The organism is Streptomyces sp. RLA131 (assembly GCF_056270125.1).
The window spans coordinates 1244153-1264653 of the sequence record NZ_JBWDOQ010000002.1; the positions used below are offsets into that span (position 1 = coordinate 1244153).

Below are 20501 nucleotides of genomic sequence, written 5' to 3' on the forward strand. Positions count from 1 at the left end.
CATGAGCGAGTTCGCGACCTCCACCGCCCCCGCCGACGTCGTACGCCGCCAGTACCTCGCCTCCGCGGCAGGCGATCTGGAGGCCCTTCGGGCCACTCTCGCCCCCGACGTGGAGTGGACGGAAATGGCCGGCTTCCCCCTCGCCGGCACCTACCGCACCCCGGACGGCGTCACCGCCAACGTGATGGCCGAGCTCGGCCAGGACTGGGACGAATGGACGGCCCACGACGACACCTATGTCGTCGACGGCGAGAACGTCGTCGTCCTCGCCCGCTACACCGCCGCCAACAAGGCCACCGGCAAGCCGATCGATGTCCGCGTCGCCCACCACTTCGTCGTACGCGGCGGGCTCATCGTGCGCTTCGAACAGTTCGTCGACACGGCCCTCGTCCGCGAGGCCATGACCGACTGAGCGGTTCCGGTACCGGTTCCGGCGGCGGAGCAGCTCTCCGCCGCCGGAAAGGGGCGGTGGTGAAGGAGGCGGCGATCAGTGCTGCGACGGCACCCGCACGGGTTCGTCGCGTCGCGCGTGGGTGGGGGCGGTGCGCCGGGCGACGATCCGCGTCCTGTGCGGCCTGCCGCTGACGGCGAGGGCGATCAGCGGGAGGAGGGTGAGGGCCGCGATGACGGTGCCCGCCAGGGGCGGGCCGGTCAGGCCGAGGGAGGAGTCCAGGGCCGTACCGGCGATCGCCGATCCGGCGGCGATGCCGGCGTTGAAGGCGGAGGTGGTCAGCGCCGAGGTGAGGGTGGGAGCGTCGCCCGCGAAGCGCATGGCGAGGGCGGTGACGACGGGGTTGACCGTGAAGCCGGTCAGGCCCATGAGGAAGACGAGGACGGTGGCCGTCAGCGGGTTGCCGGACAGCGGGATCATCAGGAGCAGGACCAGGGCGGTGGCCGCGGCGGCCGTGATGGTGGTGACCATCGGACGTCGGTCGCCCAGGCGGCCTCCGGTGGTGGTACCGCCCAGGGCGCCGACGCCGAAGGCGATGAGGACGAGCGGTACGGCGCCCTCCGCGATGCCCGCGCGGTCGGTCAGCAGCGGGGTGACATACGTGTACGTCGCCAGGACACCACCCATGATCAGCATCGCGGCGCCGAGCGCCAGCCACAGCCGGCCCTGCCGCAGAGCCCGGGCCTCGGCCCGGATCGACACCTCGGCGCACCGCCCCTGAGCCGGGATGAAGCGGCCGATGAAGACGGCGGCGAGGCCGGCGAGCGCGGCCAGGGCCCAGAAGGGGCCGCGCCAGCCGGTGAACTGACCGGCGAAGGAGCCGATCGGCACGCCGACGACGTTGGCCAGGGTCAGGCCCCCGATCATGACGCCCGTCGCGCGGGTGGCGTTGTGCGGTCCCGCGGCGGTGGTGGCGACGACGAAGCCGACGGACCAGAACGCTCCGGTGGCCAGGGCCGTGACGACGCGGGCGATGACGACGACCGTGAAGGACGTGCCGAGGGCTGCGACGAGGTGTCCCAAACAGAACACGGACAGGGCCAGGATCAGCGTCCGGCGCCGAGGCAGGCGCAGGGTCGCCATGGCCATGACCGGCGCGCCGATGATCATGCCGACGGCGAAGGCGGTGATCAGCAGGCCGGCGTGGGAGACGCTGACTCCGAGGTCACCGGCCAGCTCCGGCAGCAGGCCGGCGACGACGAACTCGGTGGTCCCCATCAGGAACGTGCCTGCGGCGAGCACCCAGACGACGAAGGGAAGCCTGCCGGGGGTGGTCCCGGATGCGGAAGGCATACGTGTGGTCTCTCCTTGCGTGGAATTCGGCGGATCAGGGCTGCGGCCGGGCCGTCGCGGCGGGGTGCGGACGGCGCGGCCACGTCCTTCACGGTTCCATGGAGCGAACCGTACGAAAAGGGGAGGATCTCCTCCCCCCTTCTCGGGTGGGCACCCGCGTGAAGGGCGAACGGTCGGGCAGGTCAGGCCGCGACGCGGTGGCCGTCGATGGTCACCGCGCGGAGCGGACGAGGAGGACGACGACGACTCACCGTCCGGGTGGGTGCGGTCCCGGGCCCGGACCGTGGGGTGTGTGCGGTCAGGGCTTGAGGAGGGCCTTGACGGCGCGGCGCTCGTCCATCGCCCTGTAGCCCTCGGCGACCTGGTCCAGGGGCAGGGTGAGGTCGAAGACCTTGCCCGGGTTGATCCGGCCGGAGAGGACCCGGTCGATCAGATCGGGCAGGTAGCGGCGCACGGGGGCGGGGCCGCCGCGCAGGCCCACGTGCGAGAAGAACAGCTCCTGCCCGTCGATGGCCACGTCGTGCGGGACGCCGACGAAGCCGACGTTGCCGCCGGGCCGGGCGGAGTGCAGGGCCTGCCGCATGGCCTCGGGGGTGCCGACGCACTCCAGAACCGAGTCGGCGCCGATGCCGCCGGTGAGGTCCTTGACGCGGGCGACGCCCTCCTCACCGCGTTCACCGACGATGTCGGTGGCGCCGAATTCGAGGGCGAGCTTCCGCCGGGAGTCGTGCCGGCTCATGGCGATGATCCGCTCGGCGCCGAGCTCCTTGGCGGCGATGACGCCGCACAGGCCGACCGCGCCGTCGCCGACGACCACGGCGGTGGAACCGGGCTTCACTTCGGCGGCGAGGGCGGCATACCAGCCGGTGCCCATCACGTCGGAGACCGCGAGCAGGCCGGGCACCAGCTCGGCGTCCGGGTGCCCGTCCGTGGCGACCAGGGTTCCGTGGGCGTTGGGGATGCGGACGTAGTCGGCCTGACAGGTGCTCATGAACTCGCGGTTCAGGCAGTTGGACTGCCAGCCGTTGCGGCAGTTCGCGCAGGTGTTGTCCGAGGTGGCGAAGGAGCCGACCACGAACTGGCCCGGCTTGACGTCGGCGACCTCGCTGCCCACCTCCTCGACGATGCCGACGTACTCGTGCCCCATCGGGTGCGGGTCACCGACGGGTTCCGCGCCGCGGAAGGGCCACAGGTCCGAGCCGCACACACAGGTGGCGACCGTGCGGATGACCGCGTCGGTCGGCCGGAGGATCTTCGGGTCGTCGAGGTTCTCGAAGCGCACGTCGCCGGGGGCGTGAATGACTGCTCCGCGCATGGGTTGCTTCCTTCGGTACGAGGGTCGGTATGCCGCAGCCGGCGGTCGTGATCGGCTGCTCGATATCGAGCCTCACACGCGAGGCCGGACGCGAAAAGCGGAGAAATCCATCCCGGGAAGGGAACATCCTGGGAGGAATTCTCCCCCCTTTCCCAGGTGCGACCGGTGTCATGCTGGGAAGCATGACCAGCAACGTTCCCCTCAATGAGCTGGGAGAATTCCTCAAGAAGCGCCGCTCGGAGCTGAGCCCGCGCACGGTCGGGCTGCCCGAGACCGACAGGCCCCGCCGCGTGGCCGGGCTGCGCCGCGAGGAGGTCGCCCAGCTCACCGGCATCAGCACCGACTACTACACCCGCCTCGAACAGGGCCGCATGCAGGCATCGGCACCCGTGCTGGACGGCCTCGCCCGCGTACTCCAGCTGGACGACGACGAACGCGGCTACCTCTTCCAGCTCGCCGGCAAGATCACCACCCGCACCCGACGGCGCGGCCGGCAGCAGGTCCAGCCGCAATTGCAGCGGGTCCTGGACGACCTCACCGCCACCCCGGCCGTCGTCCAGGGCCGACGCGGGGACATCCTCGCCTGGAACGCGCTGGCCGCCGCCCTCGTCACCGACTTCTCCCGCCTCCCGGAAAAGCACCGCAACTATCCCCGGATCCAGTTCACCGACCCGGCCATGCGCACCCTGTACGCCGACTGGGAGACCTCCGCGCAGATCTCCGTGGCCCAGCTGCGCATGGAGGCCGCGAAGTACCCCGAGGACCCCCGCCTGATCGAGCTGGTCGGTGAACTGTCCATGCGCGACAAGCAGTTCGCCCGATGGTGGGGCGATCACCACGTCGCTGCCCGCACCGTGGGCACGAAGACCCTCAACCATCCGGTCGTCGGCGAACTCGTCCTGGACTGGGACACCCTCACCGCCAACACCGACCCCGACCAGAATCTGACCGTCTGGACGGCCGCGCCCGGCTCCCCCACCCACGAACGGCTGCGCATCCTCGCCTCCTGGGCCACCGACCAGCACCTGCCCGCGTCGCCACCACTCACCTGACCCCGTCGGCCGCTTCTACGACCCCGGCGGCGGGGTCCCATCGATGGCGCGGTTCCAGGCAGCAGATTCCGTCGCCCGGAGCGGTTCGTCGTCGGCCGGGTGGGCGCTGCTTCAGCGATCGAGCGGCTCGTACTCGAACCAGTCGAAGTGAACGGAGTTGGTGGAGGCGAACATTCCGATGACCCTGCCGGTGAAGCCGCCGGCGACCTCCGTGGACAGGTACCGGCCGTCCAGCGAGGCGAGCTCGACAAAATTGCCGTCCGGCTCCTCGATGCCGATCGACACGACATCGGGGCCGGTGCGTGCGTCGTTCACCGTCTGTACGGCGGCCACCTCGATCCGGAGAACCACAGGTCCGGGAGGTGTCTGCCGGGACGCCACGACGGTGTTCAACGGACCGATGCGGGCGCGCACCCGCACCTTGCCGGGCGAGGCCTCGATGTCGTAATGGTGCTGCTCGTCGAACCGGACGGCCAGGCCGCCGTCTCCTTCGGTCACATCGGCCAAGGCCCGTACCCGGCAGGACAGATGCTGCTGCCGCCGGCCGACGAACGTCACGTCGGTGTCGTCCAGTGATCCGCCGCGGGCACGCAGGGTCAGCCAGCCGGGCCGTTCCTTCGTGGTGCAGACCTCCGGAGGGCGGTGCCGCAGCGAGATCCAGTACGGAGCCGGCTCGCCCAGCTCGAAGTCGTCCCGGTCCGGCACCACGGCATGCGGCTGCAGTGGCCAGGAGGGCGCTGGCATGGAGGACGACAGTTCGCCGACGACCGGCCATCCGTCGGCCCAGTCGACCGGCACCAGAAACGTCTCCCTGCCGAGTACGTGCCAGCCCGGGGTGCCACCGCCGGGCCGCACGCCGAGCAGCACCATCCACCACGAGTCGTCGGGCGCCTGCACCAGGTCCGCGTGGCCGGTGTTCTGGATGGGGTGGTCGGTGCCCCGGTGGGTCAGAATCGGGTTGGCCGGGCACGGTTCGAACGGACCTGTGGGCGTGCGGCCGCGGGCGATCGAGACGCTGTGGCAGCGCTCGGTGCCGCCCTCGGCGATGAGCAGGTACCAGTAGTCGCCGATCCGGTAGAGATGCGGTGCCTCCGGGGCCTTGGCGCCGGGGGTGCCGGACCAGAGCCGGCGCGACGGGCCGAACGTCTCCCCGGTGTGGGGATCGATGCGGATCTGGCCGACTCCGGCAGTGGTGCACCAGCAGTTACCGTCGTCGTCCCAGGCGAGGTCCGGGTCGATGCCGTGCACTCCGGGCAGTCGGATCGGATCCGACCAGGGGCCGGCCGGGTCGGTGGCCGTGAACAGCAGATTGCCGTCACCGCTCACATTCGTGACGATCAGCCAGAAACGGCCGTCGTGGTAGCGCAGCGTGGGCGCGTAGATCCCGCCCGAAGAAGGCGCGTCGAGCGGCAGGCGCAGCTGAGTCGGCCGGTCGAGGGCGTTCCCGATCTGGGTCCAGTGCACCAGGTCCCGGCTGTGGAAGACGGGCACCCCGGGGAAGTATTCGAAGCTGGAGCAGGCCAGGTAGTAGTCCTCGCCGACCCGGCAGACGGAAGGATCGGGATGAAAGCCGGGGATCACGGGGTTGCTGATGGTGTTGTCCGTCTCGGGCATGCTCGACACCCTCATCGAGTCCTTTCACTGGTTCGGCCACACGGTGGAGACGTCGGTGGAGAGTCCGGGGGCTGCCGGCTCGGCGGGCGGGGTGGAGCTGGACGACCAGATGTCGAAGTCCAGCGCGCGGCCGGTGCCGACCGACACCGGCGCGGTGACCGTGGAGGCAGCGGCCGGCTTGGCCAAGCGGGCGCCGTACCTGTGGATCAGCCTGCGCATGAGCTCCTCCGACGGAAGAACGACCGAGGCGGGCCGAGTCGTCCGGCACCTGCCCCCAGAGCGAAAGTTTCACCAATCACGATAGATAGTTTCCAGCGGAGGTCAGCGACGGCCGCCGGCGTGGTCAATGGCCGCACGAGCCTCTCCTCACGCGGAATCACCGGACGCCCCGGGGCAACCGCAGCCGACGCCCCGTCGGCTGCGGGCGTCGACGCGGTTGGTGAAGCAGGACATCGGCCTTGCGGGATCAGCTCTTCGGTGGTGCCGTGCTGTCCCGGACCGTCAGGGTCGTCGCGATCTCCAAGCCGACCTGGGGCGGCTGCTCGCCGCGACCGAGCATGAGCGCCAACTCGGTCGCGGCTGCGGCCATCTCGCTCAGGGGCTGATGGACGGTGGTCAGGGGCGGGTCCACCCAGGCCGCGACCGGCAGGTCGTCGAAACCGACGACGCTCAGGTCGTCGGGGATGCGCAGGCCGGCCTCGCGTGCCGCCTGGTAGACGCCGAGCGCCTGCAGGTCGTTGGCGGCGAAGATCGCAGAAGGGCGGTCGGACCGGGCCAGCAGGGAACGTGCCGCTGCGCAGCCGTCCTCACGGGTGAGCGGCGCGTGCACGACGAGTTCCGGGTCGACCGGCAGGCCGCCGGCCCGCATCGCGGAGCGGTATCCGTCCATCCGGGCGCAGCAGTACAGCTGGTCCTGGGGGCCGCCGATCATGGCGATGCGGCGGTGACCGAGTTCGGTGAGGTGGCGGGTCGCGGCCCGGCCGCCGGACCAGTTGGTGGCGCCCACGAACGGGACGTCGTCCGGCAGTTCCGTGACCGGGTCGACGACGACGAACGGGATTCCCTTCGCCGTCAGTTGCTCGCGCTCGGCCTCGGAGAGCTGGGCCACGGACAAGACGCAGTTCGGACGCCGGAAGACGGTGTCGTCCCAGGTGGGCGGGGCCGCGTCGTGCAGCCCGAACTCGGACACCATGACGCCCACACGATGCCGGCGGGCCACCCGCTCGACGCCCCGGATGATCTCGATCGCCCACATGTGCTTGAGCTCGCGGAACACGAGTTCCACGACGTTGTTCCGGTTGGCGCCCCCGGGCCTGCGGTAGCCGTACCTGTTGACCAGCTCCTCGACCCGGGCGCGCGTGTCCGCGGAGACCCCGGACTTACCGTTGATCACCTTGGACACGGTCGGGACCGAGACCCCCGCCGATTCGGCGATGTACGCGATGGTGACCGGCCGGGACGAGTCGCCCTGCCCGCCGTCGTGGTCCACCGGCCCGTCAACTGCATGGTCCGCCAAGGTCGCCTTCCCGATCATCGGACCGCTCGCGCCCGGCCAGGGGCCTGACACGGGAGCCGGTTGAGCAGCGTCGTACAGGTACGCCGGCCCATTCTCGCATCTCCTACCGGCGGATCTGTGGCCCCGGACGCACATCTTCATGTTAACTTCTCCGCCGAATACAGCGAAACTTTCCTTCCGCCGACCAACCCAGCGGCGCCGCTTGTGGCACATCACCCTGCCCGGGATCCGCGGCGTGATCGTACTGACGCTGGTGCTGCGCCTGGGCAACGCGCTCACCGTGGGCTTCGAACAACTCCTGCCGCAACGGGGTGGCCGTCGGTCACAACGCGGCGGACGCGCGCCACGCGCAGACCGCGCCGTTGTCGTTGCTCGTCCCATCAAGCGCTGAAGGTGACGCCGGCCTAACGCCGGACCCGCGGCATGCCGAGCCCGATCCAGGAGATGATCTCGCGCTGGATCTCGTTGTTGCCGCCGCCGAAGGTGAAGATGACCGCGCTGCGGTAACCGCGTTCGAGCTCGCCGTGGAGCACCGCGCCGGCCGAGCCCTCCTTCAGGGGCGCGGCGGAGCCGGTGATCTCCATCAACCAGGCGAAGGCGTCCCGGCGGGTCTCGGAACCGTAGACCTTGACCGCGGAGGCGTCGTGCGGGGTGAGGGTGCCGCGCTGGAGGGCGTCGACCATCTGCCAGTTGAGCAGCTTCATGGCGTCCAGGCGGGCGTGGGTGCGGGCGAGCCGGGTCCGTACCCAGGCCAGGTCGATGACGCGGCGGCCGTCGGCGAGTTTCGTGGCGGCGGCCCAGCGGCGTACGTCGTGGAAGGCCCGGATGGCCATGGTGCCGTGGGCCGCGAGGGTCACGCGTTCGTGGTTGAGCTGGGTGGTGATCAGCCGCCAGCCCTGGTTCTCCTCGCCGACCCGGCGCCCGACCGGGACCCGGACGTCCTCGTAGTAGCTCGCGGTGGTGTCGTGCGAGGCGAGGGTGTTGATGATGGTGCAGGAGTAGCCGGGGTCGGTGGTCGGCACGAGCAGGATGCTGATGCCCTTGTGCGGCGGGGCGTCCGGGTCGGTGCGGACGGCGAGCCAGACCCAGTCGGCGGTGTCGCCGTTGGTCGTCCAGATCTTCTGGCCGTTGACGACGTAGTCATCGCCGTCGCGCACCGCACGGGTGCTCAGGGCGGCCAGGTCGGTGCCGGCGCCGGGCTCGGAGTAGCCGATGGCGAAGTCGAGTTCACCGGAGAGGATCCGGGGCAGGAAGTACGCCTTCTGCTCCTCGGTGCCGAACTGCATGATCGTGGGGCCGACGGTGTTGAGCGCCATCAGCGGCAGCGGCACGCCGGCCTGGGCGGCCTCGTCGAAGAAGATGAACTGCTCCTTCGGCGTGAGGCCCTGGCCGCCGTACTCCTTGGGCCAGCCGGCGCCGAGCCGTCCGTCGGCGCCGAGGCGGCGGACGGTGTCGCGGTAGAAGCGTTTCTGCGCGGCGGGATCGGAGTGGCGCGCGTACACGTTGTCGGGGACGAGCGTGGCGAAGTACTCGCGCAGTTCGGCACGCAGCCGCTGCTGCTCGGGCGTGTGGTCCAGGTGCACGGCCCCTCCAGAGGTCCGTCCGGGTCTGCGGCGCACAGACTAGAACGCGTTGCAGAAATCCGGAAGGGCTGTGACCACTCGAAGGTCGCGTTGACGGTGACGCGAGGGCCGGGGCCGGAGGGTGGGGGTCCTGGACGCTCCGCATATTTGTGTGCGACATGCCGGGCAACTCGACGTACGGACCCGCCACGCACGTAAATATGTCGGTCCAGGACCCCCGGCCCGCAGGCCCCGGACCGCACCCCCACCGGACCGCACCCCCACCGGGCCGGGCCCCACCGGGCCGGGCCCCGCCGGGCCGGCCGCACCGCCCCGGCCCCTGCCTAGAAGACTGCTGAAAATCTTGTCGAGGGGCTGTCCGGCCGCAGGCCGGGCGGCCCTTTTGCTATGCGGTGGCTGGGGTGAGATGCCAGGTGTTGCTCGTCCGGGTGAGTCCCAGGTTGATCAGTCGGCGGAGGTTGAGGGCGGCGGCGCGGTGGTGGAGCCAGATGTTGTTGGCGATGACGCCGCGGTAGGGAACCCGGCGGTTGCCCTTGGCGACGAGCCAGGCGATGGCGCGTTCGACGGGTGGCCGCCATCGGCGGTATTCGTCCTTCCAGACGGGGTCGGTGGCGGCCTGGGCCCGGGCGGCGGCCAGCAGTTCGTACTGGGGGTGGACGTTGAGGGTGCGTCCGGTCTTGGAGGTGGTGCAACGCGTCCGCAGCGGGCAGTCGGCGCACACACCCTTGAACTGGGCGGTGCGGGCGCCGTCGGGTTTGATCTGGCCGAGGTTGGCGGTGTTTCCGGCCGGGCAGGTCGCGGTGCCTGCGGTCAGGCCGATACGGAAGTCGTCGACGGTGAACCCGCCGGGGACTGCCTGCCGCAACGGCGGCGGCTTGATCACCAGGGTGTGGCCGTCGGCCTGCAGTTGCGCGCGCAGGTCGCCGGTGCCGTAGGCGGAATCGCCGAGCACGGTTAACTCCGCGCCCTCTTCCTCGTCGGCCAGCAGACCGGCGGCGACGGCGGCCTCGTGGTTGTCGGGGCCGTAGCCGCTGGTCAGGGCGACGGCGGTGAACAGCCCGGTCTCCGGCTCGAAGGACGCATGCCCTTTGAAGCCGTCCTGGTGACGGGTGCGGTTTTTGTGGATGTGCCGCGCGTCGGGGTCAACGGTGGACACCGTCCGGTCCGCCACCGTGCGCTTGGCGATGCGCCAGCGCCCGTCGCGTCCGTCGGAGTCCTCGGCGGGTTCCACGTCCTGCCCGGCGACCAGGGCCAGCAGGCCGACCGCGTTCGCCGCCTTCTCCCCCAGGTTCTGCTCGGGCAGGTGCCCGAGCAGGTTGAGGGCGTCGGTGACCAGCGCGTCGACCAGCGCGGCGCGGGCCCTCTCGTCGTCCCAGGCGATCCTCGGCTTGCCCGGGTCGGTGTAGTCGTGTGCCCGGCAGTGCCCCGCGGCCACCTCGTCGGCGCCGGGGACCTCGCGGATCACCCGGCGGATCGCGGAGATGATCTGGGTGACGGTGTCCTGGGTGGCCACCGCGTCATCGAGCACGGTGGAGTCCAGCGCGCGCCGCTGTTTGCCCTTGAGCACGCCGGTCGCGGCCACGACTTCCCTGACCTTGGTGAAGATCCGCATCGGATCGGCCGAATGACGCAAGCGGCGCCGGAAGTACGTCAGCAGCGACGGATCGAACGCGGTGTCGTACAGCCCGAGCCCGCAAGCCGCCTTCCACCGCAGGTCACACCGCAGTTCCTGGACCGTCTCGAAGTCCGACAGCCCCTGCAGGCTCTGCAGGCTCTGCAGCACCACCGTCGCGGCCAGCACCTGCGGCGGCAGACTCGGACGGCCATTGGACGACGGATACATGTCCGCGAACATCCCCGGCGGGAACAGCACCTCACGATGCTCGGCCAGGAACGCGAACACACTCCCCACCGGGATCAACTCCCGGCACGTCTCCCACACATCCGGCCCGACCATCTCCCCGGCCCACTCACCCTGCATGCCTACAAGACTGGCCCCGACTCCACCGAGCCGGGGCCAGAACATGAGATTTTCAGCAGTCTTCTAGGCCGAGCCCAGCGCCGACGCGACCACGGCCCTGGCCTCCTCCTGGACGACCGCCAGATGATCGGCGCCCCGGAACGACTCGGCGTAGATCTTGTACACGTCCTCCGTGCCCGACGGCCGGGCCGCGAACCAGGCGTTCTCGGTCTGGACCTTCAAGCCACCGATGGCCGCACCGTTGCCGGGCGCCTCGGTCAGCACGGCGGTGACCCGCTCGCCCGCCAGCTCGTCCGCCGCCACCTGCGCCGGGGTGAGCCGGGCCAGCACGGCCTTCTGCTCGCGGTCGGCGGGGGCGTCGATCCGGGCGTAGGCGGGCTCACCGAAGCGCTCGGTGAGGCCGGCGTAGTGCTCGGACGGCGAGCGACCGGTCACCGCGATGATCTCGGAGGCCAGCAGGGCCAGGACGATGCCGTCCTTGTCGGTGGTCCACACCGAACCGTCCCTGCGCAGGAACGACGCTCCCGCCGACTCCTCACCTCCGAAGCCCAGCGAGCCGTCCAGCAGCCCGTCCACGAACCACTTGAAGCCGACCGGCACCTCCACCAGCTTGCGGCCCAGCTCCCCCGCCACCCGGTCGATCATGCTGGACGACACCAGCGTCTTGCCGATGCCGGCCCCCGAGGGCCAGCCCTCGCGGTGGGCGAAGAGGTACGAAATGGCGACCGCGAGGTAGTGGTTGGGGTTCATCAGCCCCGCGTCCGGGGTGACGATGCCGTGCCGGTCGGCGTCCGCGTCGTTGCCGGTCGCGATCTGGAAGGCGTCACGCCGCCCGATCAGCGAGGCCATCGCGTACGGCGACGAGCAGTCCATCCGGATCTTCCCGTCCCAGTCCAGCGTCATGAACCGCCAGGTCGGGTCGGCCAGCGGATTGACGACCGTCAGGTCCAGCCGGTGCCGCTCGGCGATCCGCCCCCAGTAGGCCACCGAGGCCCCGCCCAGCGGATCCGCCCCGATCCGTACCCCCGCCGAACGGACGGCGTCCAGGTCCAGGACGGCGGGCAGGTCGTCCACGTAACGGGTGGTGAAGTCGTAGCGGCCGGTGGTCGGCGCGGCCAGCGCCCGGGCATAGGGAATCCGCCGGACGCCCGTCAGCCCGGCCGTGATCAGCTCGTTGGCCCGGTCCTGGATCCAGCCCGTGGCGTCGGACGCGGCGGGGCCGCCGTTGGGCGGGTTGTACTTGAAGCCGCCGTCGGCGGGCGGGTTGTGGGAGGGGGTGACCACCACGCCGTCCGCGAAACCGGCGGTGCGGCCGCGGTTGTACGTGAGGATCGCGTGCGAGACGGCCGGCGTCGGGGTGTAACCGTCCGCGCTGTCGATGAGCACGGTCACCTCGTTGGCCGCGAACACCTCCAGCGCGGTCACCCGGGCCGGCTCGGACAGGGCGTGGGTGTCGGCGCCCAGGAAGAGCGGCCCGTCCGTGCCCCGCGCGGACCGGTAGTCGCAGATGGCCTGGCTCGTCGCGGCGATGTGGTCCTCGTTGAAGGCCGTACCGAGCGAGGAGCCCCGGTGCCCGCTGGTGCCGAAGGCCACCCGCTGGCCCGGCTCCGCCGGGTCCGGGTGCAGCGAGTAGTACGCGGTCACCAGCCGGGCCACGTCGATGAGATCCTCAGGCCGCGCCTGCTGTCCGGCCCGTTCGTGCGCCATATACGTCTCCTCGTTGTCCGTCGTACCCGTCGTGCCCGCCACCAGGGCCATCATGCATCGCGCCGATCATGACGCGGCCCCGCACCGGCTCAGGCGTCCGGCGGGGCGCCTGCCCGGGAATCCAGGCCCGCGGGCGGCCGACGCGCCGTCACTGGCCTCGCCAGACGTTGTCAAAGGCCGCGTCTTCGATGGCTCGGCGCTGCCGTACGGCTTCCAGTTCCATCGTCGCGTCCTTCACCGCGGCCAGTACGGTCACGATCCTGTCGTCGGTGAGGCTCTCGAAGTCGTCGGCGGGTTCCTCCTGGAGCCCCGCGGCAGCCGCGAGAACGGTGAGAACGGGCTCGCGCGACGCCCAGCGGTCGGCCGCGTGGCGCCTGGCAGCCGAGTCGGCCAGCACCGGACGAGGGTCCCGGAGGGGAAGCCAGCGGGGGCGCTGCCGGGTGACCTGCCCCTCCGCCTCCAGCGCGGCGAAGTACGCCGCGGACAGCTCGCGGCCCCGGCGCCACAGCCGGTCCTCCACCGACTCGTACGGCGCCTCCCGGACGAGCGAGGACGCGGCCTCGGCCAACAGCGAATCGTCCGTGGACGGCTGCGCGCCGGGGACGATCCGGTCGCCGTCCAGGGTGAGGGCCTCGACCTCGACGAGGTCGATCAGTTCGGCTCCGGCCAGGGCGAGCGAGAGGTCGCCCTGCTCCACGGGACGGCCGGCCTCCGCGTCCAGCGCGACGATCATCAGGTCCCGCGATGTGGTCATGCGTGGCTCCATGACAGAGGGAGGGCGGCGACGCGTGCCCAGGACGGCGACGCGTGACCCCGGACGGGCAGTCGGAGTTTATCCGGTTTCGCGCCACGGCTCCGTCGGAATGCGCCCACCTGCGCTGGGAGGACACGCCTCCCAGCTGGGAGGAAGCAGGTCCTGGCACCTGCCCCACCGGCCTTTGACTCCGCCCGGCGGACCCACTACCTTCCAAATAGTCGACCGGTCAGCTAGTGATCGGCCGAACCATCCTCACCTCATTACGGAGAAGGTCACCATGAGTTCTGAAGGCCAGAAGGTCGCAGTCATCACCGGCGCGTCGCAGGGTCTCGGCGCCGGACTGGTCGACGCCTACCGCAAGCTCGGCTACGCCGTCGTCGCCACCTCGCGCACGATCGCCCCCTCCCAGGACGCCGGTGTCCTGACCATCCAGGGGGACATCGCCGACCCCGCCACCGCCGAGCGCGTGATCGCCGCCGGCGTCGAGCGGTTCGGCCGTATCGACACCCTGGTCAACAACGCGGGCGTCTTCATCGCCAAGCCCTTCACCGAGTACACCCAGGACGACTACGCCACCGCGACCGGTGTGAACCTCGCCGGCTTCTTCCGCATCACACAGCTGGCCCTGGAGCACATGCTCGCCCAGGGCGGGGGCCACATCGTCAACATCACCACCAGCCTGGTCGACAACGCCAACTCCAACGTGCCTTCCGTGCTGGCCTCGTTGACCAAGGGCGGCCTGCAGTCGGCCACCAAGTCCCTTGCCATCGAGTACGCCACCCGCGGCATCCGCGCCAACGCCGTCTCGCCGGGCATCATCAAGACGCCCATGCACCCCGAGGAGACGCACGAGGCGCTCGCCGGCCTGCATCCGGTCGGCCGGATGGGCGAGCAGAGCGACATCGCCGACGCGGTGATCTACCTGGAGAACGCCCAGTTCGTCACCGGCGAGATCCTCCACGTCGACGGCGGCCAGAGCGCCGGCCACTGACCGGGCGACAAGCCACTCGTGGCGTCGGCCCCGGCGCGGGCGATGATCGCGGGCAGATGATGAGGGCAAGGCCGGCCGGCGAACGGTGACTCCGTACTCGGCCGGCCACAAGCGCCGCGCTCCCGGGCCGGCCGTCCGGGCGGCGGCGCGCCTGCGGGGCCGCCGCCGGTGGACGTTCGAGCAGGAGAGAGTGACATGACGCGGGAAGAGAAGCGGCCTTCGGACGGTGGCAGGACCGTCCTGTCGACGTGGCCCACGCCGCTGGAGCCCATGCCCCGTCTGGCGGCGGCGCTGGGGCTGGGCGAGGACGACCTCTGGATCAAGCGGGACGACCTCATCGGCCTCGGAGGCGGCGGCAACAAGGTCCGCAAACTGGAATGGACCGTCGGCGCCGCCCTCGCGGAAGGCGCGGACACACTTGTCACCACCGGCGCCGCACAGAGCAACCACGCCCGCCTCACCGCGGCCGCCGGCGCCCGCCTGGGACTCGACGTCGTACTCGTCTTCCCCGGCACCCCCGACAGCGCGACGGACGGCTCCGGCAACCTCGTTCTCGACAGCCTCTTCGGAGCCAGGGTCTTCTGGGCCGGGGACAGCGCCCCCAGCGCGATGGCCGACGTCGCCGACGAGGTCTGCCGGCGACTGCGCCGCGACGGAGCGCGCCCGTACGCGATCCCCTTCGGGGGATCAAGTCCCCTCGGGGCGCGGGGCTACGTGGACTGCGGCGAGGAACTGCTCTCCCAACTGCCCGACGTGGACCAGGTCGTGGTCGCGCTCGGTTCCGGCGGCACCATGGCCGGGCTGATCGGCGCACTCGGGGAGCGGCGCGTCCTCGGCGTTCACTGCGGGGCGGTGGCGGATCCGGCCGGCACCGTGGCCGGCCTGGCGGGCGCGCTCATGGGCCGTGGCGTCACCCCCGAGTCGCTGCGGATCCGCACCGACCAGGTGGGCGCGGGATACGCGGTGCTGCACGAACCGGTCCTGGAGGCGATGCGAACGGCCGCGGTCACCGAGGGCATCGTCCTCGACCCGGTCTACAGCGGGCGGGCCATGGCCGGCCTGATCGCCGCGGTCCGGGACGGCGGTATCCGCCCGGCCCGGCGCACCGTGTTCCTTCACACCGGCGGGCTGCCGGGCCTGTTCGGGCACATGGAGACCGTGAACCGCTCCGTCAGCGCCCTGCGGTCCTACGAGACCAGGTAACCGTTTCTCCTTGGCACGCCTTCGTGGTCGCGGTGCGCCGAGGAGCATGACCATGCGGGGGCAAATCGGCACAAGCTAGGATAGGAGCGACAGGCCTGGAGGTGCCCGGGTGCCGGGGAGTCACGCACACCGGGGTCGTGCCGGGCAGGCCATTCCCCCTGAGCGCATCCCGAGGAGTTGCCGTGTCCAACCATTTCAGCGCTGCCTATCTGAAATTCCCGGGTGACGACGCGCGGCTTGACCTCACCGACCTCTATGTCTTCCAGTCGCCTGACGACCCGGACAAGACCGTGGTGATCATGGACGCGAACCCGTTCACGTCAGGCCTGAGCGCCAATCCGCCCTTCCTGATGAAGCCGGAGTTCCACCCGGACGCGGTGTACCGGATCAACATCGACAACGACGGGGACACCCAGGCCGACGCCGCCTTCTCGTTCGTGTTCTCGGAGCCCGTGAACGGTGCGCAGACCGGCACCGCTTACTACGCCACGGGCAGCGCCGCCCGGGAGCCGGAGCCCTCCGGCGAGGTGCTCGTCGCCTCCGCTCCGGTCGGGTTCGACGGCACGGCCGGGCCGGTCCCGGCCGGCCCGTGCCGGCTGTTTCTCGGCGTGCGGAGCGATCCCTTCTTCGCCGACGCCGAAGGCGCCCTCCACGGGTTCGAGTGGACCGGGCAGGACGCGTTCGCGGACCGGAAGATCCAGTCGATCGTGCTGGAGGTTCCGGGCGGGATGCTGGGCACCGGTCCGGAGATCGGGGTCTGGGCCACGGTCAGCGTGCGTCGCGACGGCCGGCTCGTCCAGGTGGACCGCGGCGGACATCCGACGATCAATCCGTTCATCAACCCGGACTACGCCAAGGACGAGTACAACGCCGGGCATCCGGCCGACGACGTGGCGCACTACCTCCGGCCGTGGTCGGAGATCCTCCAGAAGAACGGCTACCCGCCCGACGAGGCGACGGCGGCTGCCGGGAGCGTGCTCCCCGACATCCTGCGCTACGACCGCGCCCGGCCGGCCGCGTATCCCAACGGCCGCGCCCTCGCCGACGACGTCTTCACGGCCCGGATCGCCTTCCTGACCCATGGGCAGGCCACCAGCGGGGGCCTGTCACCGCACGACGATCTCCTGGCCGGGTTCCCGTACCTCGGCCCGCCCAGTTGACCGATCGAACAGCGAAAGGGAATCCATGAGCACCACCGGTCAGAAGGTCGCCGTCATCACCGGTGCGTCACAGGGCATCGGTGCCGGTCTGGTCGAGGCCTATCGCAAGCTCGGCTACGCGGTCGTCGCGACCTCGCGCACGATCACCCCCTCGCAGGACCCGGACATCCTCACCGTCCAGGGCGACATATCCGTCCCCGCCACCGCGGAGCGGCTCATCGCGGCCGGCCGCGAGCGCTTCGGCCGTATCGACACGCTGGTCAACAATGCCGGTGTCTTCGTCGGCAAACCGTTCACCGAGTACACGCAGGAGGACTACGACGCGGTTACCGGCGTCAACCTGAGCGGCTTCTTCCGCGTCACCCAGCTGTCGGTCGAGCAGATGCTCCACCAGGGCGGCGGCCACGTCGTCCAGATCACGACCAGCCTGGTCGATCACGCCGACTCCACGGTCCCCTCATTGCTGGCCTCGCTGACCAAGGGCGGTCTGCAGTCCGCGACCAAGGCGCTGGCCATCGAGTACGCCGCCCGGGGCATCCGCAGCAACGCCGTCTCACTCGGCGTCATCAAGACGCCGATGCACCCCGAGGAGCAGCACGACGCACTCGGCGCCCTGCACCCGCTCGGCCGGGCGGGCGAGATCAGAGACATCGTCGAGGCGGTCGTCTATCTGGAGAACGCCCCGTTCGTCACCGGCGAGATCCTGCACGTCGACGGCGGCCAGAGCGCCGGCCACTGAGGAACGGGCCTCACCTCGTCACCCGTCCGACCAGTGACGATCTAGGCACAGGCTGATATCACCTGTCAAAATGGTGACGTGAATCTGGACCATGTCTTCGTGTGCGGAAACCCGGCTCTCGACTTCGCCGCGACGCTCCGCGCCCGCCGCTCACTGCGGTTCGAGATGTTCGCGTCGCCGGACCGGCTGGACGCCCGGTATCGGGCGTCCGGAGTCGTCGACGCCCTCTCCCCCGGCCAGAAGGCCGATGTCGAGCAGGCGGTGGCGGTACGGGAGGCCGTCTACGAGCTGGTCACCGCCCGGCGCCTCGGGAAGGGCTACGGCGACGAGTCCCTCGCCGTGGTGAACGCCGCGGCCCGGAAGCCGCCCGCGACGCCGCAGCTCACCGCCACGGGACGGTGGACGGACGCGACACCGGAGGAAGCCCTGTCCACCGTGGCGCGGCTTGCCGTCGAGGTCCTGAGCGGACCGGACGTACCGCTGCTCAAGGAGTGCGGCAATCCCGAATGCACCCGCGTCCACATCGACCGGTCGCGAGGGATGCGCCGGCAGTGGTGCGGCATGGAGTCGTGCGGCAACAAGCTCAAGGCCGCGGCCTACCGCGCCCGCAGGAAGGAGGCGCGAGCACCCGTCTCCCGTTGACCGGAACTCAGCCCGCCGCCGGCACCCCCTCGGGCATACGTGCGCCGAGGATGGCGAGGCAGTTCGTCCAGAGGGCGTTGAGGCGCTGGGTGTCGTTGTAGAGCTTGGCGAAGAGCACCTGGCCCTCAAGCTGCGCGACGACGGAGGCGGCGGCCTCGCGGGGGTCGCTCACATCCACCTCACCGCGCTCCCGGGCTTCGACGACGACCGCTTCGACCATGCCGACCTGCGCGTCGAAGATCCGCTGCAGGCGGGCCCGGATGTCTTCGGTCTGGTTGCTCATCTCCAGGGTCAGGTTCCCGAACATGCACCCTGCGACGGTGCCGCAGCTTCGCTGCCCGGCACGCTGGCCGGCCTCGGTCTCCTCGAAGAGCTGCCGCAGCCGCTGGAGCGGCTCGGCGTCACCGCTCAGGACGCGGGTCCAGTCCCGGCGCTGGGTGGCCCAATGCTCGTCGAGAACAGCGAGGGCGAGCGCCTCCTTCGACTCGAAGAAGTAGTAGAAGCTCCCCTTCGGCACGCCCGCGACCTGACAGATCTCCGCGGTGCCCAATGCGGAGTAGCCCCGCAGCGCGATGAGCGACCGCGCGGCGTTGAGGATCTTCTCCCTGGCGGTACTGGTACGTCCCATGCCTAAAGTATACGACCGATCGACTACTTTATAGTCGACCGGTCCGCTGCAGTCCCGACGGGATTCGCCACTTCCACGTCTCCCGGGTCAGCGAAGAGCGCTGAACCCGATCCGGAGGAGCGCGGCGGCCAGAGCGGCGGCAAGGACCACGAGCGCGGCCAGGATCAGCGCCTGCTGGTAGCCGTGCCGCAGCAACGGGGTGACGACCAGCGGCCCCAGGATCTGGCCGACGGAGTATCCGGCGGTCAGCAACGCCACCGAGCGGGGAAACCGCAGGTGGACCCCTGTGGCCAGGGCGATGGTACTGATCCCGGGGAACGTCGCGCCGAACAGGAAAGCGGAGATCAGGGCGGCCGTCACCCCTCCGGCCAGAGCGGGCAGCGCGATGCCGGCCGCCTGGATCACGAGCGCGGCGAACAGCAGGTCGGGCCGGGACCAGCGGCGCCCCAGCCAGGCCCACAGCGCCGAGGACGGCACGGCCGCCAGGCCGACCAGCACCCAGGCGCCGCCGCCGATCCACCCCGGGGAGGTCTGTTCGACAGCGGCGACCAGAAAGGTCCCGGCGACGATGTAGCCGACACCTTCCAGGGCGTATGCGGCGAACAGCGCGCGGAACCAGCGGTACGTACGCGGAGCGCGCGCCGGAGTCACGGCGGCCGGGTCCGCGGCCGGTGCCGGCGGCTGTTCGACGCGCAGGTGCCACGAGACGGCGGTGAGGACCGCGGCGAGGCCGGCGGAGCCCCACCAGGCGGCCTGCCAGTCGGCGACCGAGCGCAGCACGAGGACCAGCAGGCCGGACAGCGCGATGCCCGCGCCGACTCCGCCGAAGGCCCAGCCGGGCAGGTGGGCGGGGTGGTCGCGCAGGTGGCCGAGCAGGGAACTGACGGCGATCACGAAGATCAGGGCGCTGGCCGCACCGGCCGTCATCCTCAGTCCGATCCACACCGCGGTGCTGTGCGTGAAGGGCATCGCCACGAGCGTGCCGGTCAGCACGGTCAGGGAGCCGCGCAGGACCCCGGGTGAGCGGACCAGCGCGGGAAGCAGGATGCCGGCGAGGGCGCCGGCCAGGTAGCCGGCGTAGTTGGCGGTGGCCAGGTTCGCGCCGGCCCCGGCGGACAGACCCGCCTGAGCGTGCATCAGCGGAAGGATCGGCGTGTAGACGAAACGGCCGACGCCCATACCGGCCGCCAGCGCCGCCGCGGCCTGGGCGACGTGGGCCCACGGCGAGCGCGGCGGGCCGCCCGACCGGGCCGGGGAACGTCGCAGGAGTACTGCGCTCATGACCAGGTCCTTGTGAGGTACCGCCGCGACCGCGTCGTGGCGCGGGGAGGCGGGGAGCGGGGAGCCGGGAGGCGGGGAGCCGGAGGCGGCGGGATACGGCGGCGGCGAGGTGCGCCGGCGTATGGCGCGGTCACGCGGTGGTGTCGGCCTTGCCCGGATCGTTGGGGTGGGACACGAGCGGGGTGACGGTGACCGTCATCCATGAGCGCAGCGGCAGAGTGCCGAGCACCTGCTCGTGAAGCTCGTCCTCGTCAGCGGCGCGCCAGACGCCGATGCTGCGCAGTTCGCCGACGGGGCGCCACAGCCGGAACAGGTGGCCGGTGGCGGCCAGTTCCGCGGCCCGGACCGCTTCGGCGGCACGGCGCCGGTCCACCTCGGCCGGGTCGGTGCCCTCGGGGATGGTGGTGGTGATCTCGACCAGGAAGTCTCGCATGGTGCTTCTCCGTTGGGTGTCGGGCGGGGAGTGAACCCCCACCACCGGTCCGCGCCCCCGGGCGTGGCGAACCAGCGGCGGTCGAGGAGACCGGCGGGCTCCACGCCGCACTCGGCCGAACAGCCGCACGGTGACCGGCCGCCGGGTTCCCACGC

19 protein-coding genes and 1 pseudogene are annotated in these 20501 nt (G+C 71.0%); 8 read left to right on the forward strand and 12 right to left on the reverse strand.

Going from position 1 to position 20501, the window contains the following annotated elements:
• Nucleotide 1: 1 nt before the first annotated feature.
• Complete coding sequence (locus RWE79_RS06570; protein ID WP_475939062.1) at nt 2–412, forward strand: nuclear transport factor 2 family protein; 411 nt, start codon at nt 2–4, stop codon at nt 410–412.
• A gap of 75 nt (nt 413–487) precedes the next feature.
• Here the strand turns inward: RWE79_RS06570 and RWE79_RS06575 are convergent, their stop codons facing one another.
• Together RWE79_RS06575 and RWE79_RS06580 are read right to left on the reverse strand one after the other, a co-directional pair.
• Nucleotides 488–1744, reverse strand: coding sequence for an MFS transporter (locus RWE79_RS06575; protein ID WP_475939063.1), 1257 nt, complete (start codon nt 1742–1744; stop codon nt 488–490).
• 298 nt (nt 1745–2042) lie between these two features.
• On the reverse strand, nt 2043–3059 hold the full coding sequence (locus RWE79_RS06580) for a zinc-dependent alcohol dehydrogenase family protein (RefSeq protein WP_475939064.1): 1017 nt from the start codon (nt 3057–3059) through the stop codon (nt 2043–2045).
• Nucleotides 3060–3229: 170 nt separating this feature from the next.
• Between RWE79_RS06580 and RWE79_RS06585 the strand changes: the two genes are divergently transcribed.
• Nucleotides 3230–4111 (forward strand): helix-turn-helix domain-containing protein, encoded by an 882-nt coding sequence (locus tag RWE79_RS06585; RefSeq protein ID WP_475939065.1) that lies wholly within the window; start codon nt 3230–3232, stop codon nt 4109–4111.
• A gap of 111 nt (nt 4112–4222) precedes the next feature.
• Here the strand turns inward: RWE79_RS06585 and RWE79_RS06590 are convergent, their stop codons facing one another.
• From RWE79_RS06590 to RWE79_RS06600, 3 genes are all read right to left on the reverse strand, one after another.
• Nucleotides 4223–5740, reverse strand: coding sequence for a glycoside hydrolase family 43 protein (locus RWE79_RS06590; RefSeq protein WP_475939066.1), 1518 nt, complete (start codon nt 5738–5740; stop codon nt 4223–4225).
• A 9-nt stretch (nt 5741–5749) separates the two neighbouring features.
• Nucleotides 5750–5944, reverse strand: coding sequence for a hypothetical protein (locus tag RWE79_RS06595; RefSeq protein ID WP_475939067.1), 195 nt, complete (start codon nt 5942–5944; stop codon nt 5750–5752).
• Between the two features lie 247 nt (nt 5945–6191).
• Nucleotides 6192–7259 (reverse strand): LacI family DNA-binding transcriptional regulator, encoded by a 1068-nt coding sequence (locus RWE79_RS06600; RefSeq protein WP_475939068.1) that lies wholly within the window; start codon nt 7257–7259, stop codon nt 6192–6194.
• Nucleotides 7260–7437: 178 nt separating this feature from the next.
• On the opposite strand from RWE79_RS06600, the pseudogene RWE79_RS06605 reads away from it, so the two are divergent.
• Nucleotides 7438–7551, forward strand: a pseudogene (locus tag RWE79_RS06605) (sugar ABC transporter permease); the annotation flags it as partial.
• 94 nt (nt 7552–7645) lie between these two features.
• Here the strand turns inward: RWE79_RS06605 and RWE79_RS06610 are convergent.
• The 4 genes from RWE79_RS06610 to RWE79_RS06625 all read right to left on the reverse strand — a co-directional run bounded on the left by RWE79_RS06610 (nt 7646) and on the right by RWE79_RS06625 (nt 13266).
• Nucleotides 7646–8824, reverse strand: coding sequence for an acyl-CoA dehydrogenase family protein (locus RWE79_RS06610; RefSeq protein WP_475939069.1), 1179 nt, complete (start codon nt 8822–8824; stop codon nt 7646–7648).
• A gap of 385 nt (nt 8825–9209) precedes the next feature.
• Nucleotides 9210–10805 carry an IS1182 family transposase gene (locus tag RWE79_RS06615; protein WP_475939070.1) on the reverse strand — a complete coding sequence of 532 codons (1596 nt, stop codon included), beginning with the start codon at nt 10803–10805 and terminating at the stop codon, nt 9210–9212.
• 63 nt (nt 10806–10868) lie between these two features.
• Nucleotides 10869–12512 carry a phosphoglucomutase (alpha-D-glucose-1,6-bisphosphate-dependent) gene (gene pgm / locus RWE79_RS06620; protein ID WP_475945638.1) on the reverse strand — a complete coding sequence of 548 codons (1644 nt, stop codon included), beginning with the start codon at nt 12510–12512 and terminating at the stop codon, nt 10869–10871.
• Nucleotides 12513–12660: 148 nt separating this feature from the next.
• Nucleotides 12661–13266, reverse strand: coding sequence for a GOLPH3/VPS74 family protein (locus RWE79_RS06625; RefSeq protein ID WP_475939071.1), 606 nt, complete (start codon nt 13264–13266; stop codon nt 12661–12663).
• A gap of 280 nt (nt 13267–13546) precedes the next feature.
• Between RWE79_RS06625 and RWE79_RS06630 the strand changes: the two genes are divergently transcribed.
• The 5 genes from RWE79_RS06630 (at nt 13547) to RWE79_RS06650 (ending at nt 18004) form a co-directional block, all read left to right on the forward strand.
• The gene (locus RWE79_RS06630) at nt 13547–14260 is read left to right on the forward strand and encodes an SDR family NAD(P)-dependent oxidoreductase (RefSeq protein ID WP_475939072.1); all 714 of its coding nucleotides are present in this window, start codon (nt 13547–13549) and stop codon (nt 14258–14260) included.
• A 195-nt stretch (nt 14261–14455) separates the two neighbouring features.
• A complete protein-coding gene (locus RWE79_RS06635; protein ID WP_475939073.1) occupies nt 14456–15463 on the forward strand; it encodes a D-cysteine desulfhydrase family protein in 1008 nt (335 codons plus the stop codon).
• Nucleotides 15464–15645: 182 nt separating this feature from the next.
• Nucleotides 15646–16623 carry a DUF4331 family protein gene (locus RWE79_RS06640; protein ID WP_475939074.1) on the forward strand — a complete coding sequence of 326 codons (978 nt, stop codon included), beginning with the start codon at nt 15646–15648 and terminating at the stop codon, nt 16621–16623.
• A gap of 25 nt (nt 16624–16648) precedes the next feature.
• Nucleotides 16649–17362, forward strand: a complete 714-nt coding sequence (locus RWE79_RS06645) for an SDR family NAD(P)-dependent oxidoreductase (RefSeq protein ID WP_475939075.1) — start codon at nt 16649–16651, stop codon at nt 17360–17362.
• A gap of 78 nt (nt 17363–17440) precedes the next feature.
• A complete protein-coding gene (locus RWE79_RS06650) occupies nt 17441–18004 on the forward strand; it encodes a CGNR zinc finger domain-containing protein (RefSeq protein ID WP_475939076.1) in 564 nt (187 codons plus the stop codon).
• 7 nt (nt 18005–18011) lie between these two features.
• On the opposite strand, the gene RWE79_RS06655 is transcribed toward RWE79_RS06650, so the two are convergent.
• From RWE79_RS06655 to RWE79_RS06665, 3 genes are all read right to left on the reverse strand, one after another.
• The gene (locus RWE79_RS06655) at nt 18012–18632 is read right to left on the reverse strand and encodes a TetR family transcriptional regulator (RefSeq protein ID WP_475939077.1); all 621 of its coding nucleotides are present in this window, start codon (nt 18630–18632) and stop codon (nt 18012–18014) included.
• An 87-nt stretch (nt 18633–18719) separates the two neighbouring features.
• Nucleotides 18720–19913, reverse strand: a complete 1194-nt coding sequence (locus RWE79_RS06660; protein WP_475939078.1) for a YbfB/YjiJ family MFS transporter — start codon at nt 19911–19913, stop codon at nt 18720–18722.
• Between the two features lie 130 nt (nt 19914–20043).
• Complete coding sequence (locus RWE79_RS06665; protein WP_475939079.1) at nt 20044–20346, reverse strand: muconolactone Delta-isomerase family protein; 303 nt, start codon at nt 20344–20346, stop codon at nt 20044–20046.
• Nucleotides 20347–20501: the final 155 nt, after the last annotated feature.

What these genes read in the sequence shown, in the direction of transcription:
- RWE79_RS06635 (WP_475939073.1), top strand. Translation starts at nt 14,456, where the DNA reads ATGACGCGGGAAGAGAAGCGGCCTTCGGACGGTGGCAGGACCGTCCTG.
- RWE79_RS06615 (WP_475939070.1), bottom strand. Translation starts at nt 10,805, where the DNA reads ATGCAGGGTGAGTGGGCCGGGGAGATGGTCGGGCCGGATGTGTGGGAG.
- RWE79_RS06660 (WP_475939078.1), bottom strand. Translation starts at nt 19,913, where the DNA reads ATGAGCGCAGTACTCCTGCGACGTTCCCCGGCCCGGTCGGGCGGCCCG.
- RWE79_RS06580 (WP_475939064.1), bottom strand. Translation starts at nt 3,059, where the DNA reads ATGCGCGGAGCAGTCATTCACGCCCCCGGCGACGTGCGCTTCGAGAAC.
- RWE79_RS06585 (WP_475939065.1), top strand. Translation starts at nt 3,230, where the DNA reads ATGCTGGGAAGCATGACCAGCAACGTTCCCCTCAATGAGCTGGGAGAA.
- RWE79_RS06665 (WP_475939079.1), bottom strand. Translation starts at nt 20,346, where the DNA reads ATGCGAGACTTCCTGGTCGAGATCACCACCACCATCCCCGAGGGCACC.
- RWE79_RS06625 (WP_475939071.1), bottom strand. Translation starts at nt 13,266, where the DNA reads ATGACCACATCGCGGGACCTGATGATCGTCGCGCTGGACGCGGAGGCC.
- RWE79_RS06655 (WP_475939077.1), bottom strand. Translation starts at nt 18,632, where the DNA reads ATGGGACGTACCAGTACCGCCAGGGAGAAGATCCTCAACGCCGCGCGG.
- RWE79_RS06590 (WP_475939066.1), bottom strand. Translation starts at nt 5,740, where the DNA reads ATGAGGGTGTCGAGCATGCCCGAGACGGACAACACCATCAGCAACCCC.
- RWE79_RS06645 (WP_475939075.1), top strand. Translation starts at nt 16,649, where the DNA reads ATGAGCACCACCGGTCAGAAGGTCGCCGTCATCACCGGTGCGTCACAG.
- RWE79_RS06575 (WP_475939063.1), bottom strand. Translation starts at nt 1,744, where the DNA reads ATGCCTTCCGCATCCGGGACCACCCCCGGCAGGCTTCCCTTCGTCGTC.
- RWE79_RS06570 (WP_475939062.1), top strand. Translation starts at nt 2, where the DNA reads ATGAGCGAGTTCGCGACCTCCACCGCCCCCGCCGACGTCGTACGCCGC.
- RWE79_RS06595 (WP_475939067.1), bottom strand. Translation starts at nt 5,944, where the DNA reads ATGCGCAGGCTGATCCACAGGTACGGCGCCCGCTTGGCCAAGCCGGCC.
- RWE79_RS06600 (WP_475939068.1), bottom strand. Translation starts at nt 7,259, where the DNA reads ATGATCGGGAAGGCGACCTTGGCGGACCATGCAGTTGACGGGCCGGTG.
- RWE79_RS06630 (WP_475939072.1), top strand. Translation starts at nt 13,547, where the DNA reads ATGAGTTCTGAAGGCCAGAAGGTCGCAGTCATCACCGGCGCGTCGCAG.
- pgm (WP_475945638.1), bottom strand. Translation starts at nt 12,512, where the DNA reads ATGGCGCACGAACGGGCCGGACAGCAGGCGCGGCCTGAGGATCTCATC.